The organism is Mycoplasma sp. 613B (assembly GCF_054343485.1).
Genome location: NZ_JBTGVH010000037.1, coordinates 1 through 1,987, shown reverse-complemented (window position 1 = coordinate 1,987; position 1,987 = coordinate 1). Strand labels below are relative to the sequence as shown.

The 1,987-nt window shown below is 21.6% G+C and carries 1 protein-coding gene; it reads right to left on the bottom strand.

Features of this window, described 5'->3' with window-relative positions; all coding sequences use genetic code 4:
• Positions 1-223 precede the first annotated feature (223 nt).
• Positions 224-1,849 carry an IS1634 family transposase gene (locus ACXX87_RS04035; protein ID WP_458572885.1) on the bottom strand — a complete coding sequence of 542 codons (1,626 nt, stop codon included), beginning with the start codon at positions 1,847-1,849 and terminating at the stop codon, positions 224-226.
• Positions 1,850-1,987 lie beyond the last annotated feature (138 nt).

The following is a 1,987-nucleotide window of genomic DNA, read 5'->3' as shown; positions in this document are numbered from 1 at the left end:
TTTTACCAGTGATATCACTGGTAAAATGTGTCCCAATAAATTGTCCCACTTTAGTCAATTAAATAAACTTTAAGTTTTTTTCATCATTATTTTAATAACTTTAAATCTCATTTAAAGTTTGAATGAAAATAATTATTTTCCTGCGTTTCCCAGTTAATAGGGAAAAAATACAAATAGTGCTGTTTTACAGCACTTTTCGTTTGCTTTTTTAAAAATTTACTTGCTATTTTATGTATTTTATATATTCATCATAAAAATTTCAAGCCATTACTGATAATTCGTTATCTAATCTTTTAAAAGTTAATAATTTATTGCTATTTCTATCTTCTTCTGTCATATAAATTAAATTTTTTAAAATTAAAATAAATTTTTCATCTGTAATTTTTTGTATTATTCCATTATCTTTATAGAAATTTTTTATTTTTAATAAAAACATTTTCAAAATTCATAATGATAAAAAAGAAAATAATACATGTCCTTGGATGTGTTTAGTTGTATAAACATACATTGGTCTAATTTGTAAATTATTTTTTAATGTTCTAAAATTTTCTTCTATTTTTCATTGCATTGAGTATATTTCTACAACTTTTAATGGATCTAAATCCTTTAAAGAAGTTTCATATACATAATAACCATCAAATTTTTGATCATTTGAAATTTTTTCTTCATCTAAAACATATTTAGAAGAATTCAATTGTTTAAAATATTTGGTTTTTTTGTATCCTATCATTCTTTTTTCATTAACAAATCCATTTTTGTCTTGATTTTTAATAAAATTATTTATTTCATTCTCTCTATTTAGTTTATCTAATTTAGCTCTGGATTTACTTCAGGTGACAATTTGTTTTCTTATTTTCCCTTTATTTTCTTTATTTTCTACAAAAATTTCTTTAGTTTTATATTTAAACTTTCCTGATATCTCGACATAATCATCTTCTTTTAATAAAAATTCTTTATATTTTTTTGTTTCGATATTTGCTCTTTTTGAAATTATGTAGTCTATATTATTTTCTTCTAAAAAGTTAATATTTTCTGCAGAACTCATTCCTCTGTCTGAAACAACTGTAATTTTTGTATTTTTATAAATTTCCTTAAATTCCTGTATAAAAGGAATTAATGTTTTTACATCTGCAGTATTTCCAGGAAAAATTTTATAAAAAATAGGTATATTTTCTGAATTACACGCCATTGCTAAAACAATTTGATCTTCTTTAAATTTTCCATCTTTTGAATATCCTGGTAATCTTAATTCTTCTTTTTTGAAACTTTCAAAATAAATTGTGGTTGAATCGAAAAAAATAGTTTCGTTTTCATTGACAAACTTTTTAGATATATTTTTCAAGATATTTTCCTTATTATCTTCTAATAAGTCAAGCATTCTATAAAAACTATTTTTTGAATAATCCAAGTCTGTATATGATTCAGACTTATTTATAAAAGATTTAAAAATACTTGAAGGTTGACAAATTCTATTAGCAATTTGATAAGAAAGTATTTCTTTCATCCCTTTGTGCTTACCAAAATTAAAATTTTCAAAAATGTTTAAATCATACATAAATTCTAAAATAAATTCTGCACTAAAATTTTTAGTTTTAGTAATATTTGAACTCAAAAGAAGTGCAGAATTTATTTCTGCTTCTAATTTTTCTATATTTACGGTTGTGTCATATTTACTTATTATGCTTTTAATAATTTGTTCATAATTAGGATTCTTTTTAAGTAGCTTTTCTTGATTTCCTAAAGCTAATAATCTAATATTTCTTCTATAACTTCCGCTTGTATCTCAGTAACCAATATTTTTATATGTTGCTTTTTTTGGTCCCGTAGAGTTAAATAACATTAATTTCATATTTAAATTATATCATAAATAGCAAGTTATAGCAAGAATTTTATTAAAAAAAATAAAAAATGTATATATTTATAAATAAATATATGCTTAATTGTAAGATCAAGTGCACCACTTTAAAGTAAAATTTAAAGTATGGGA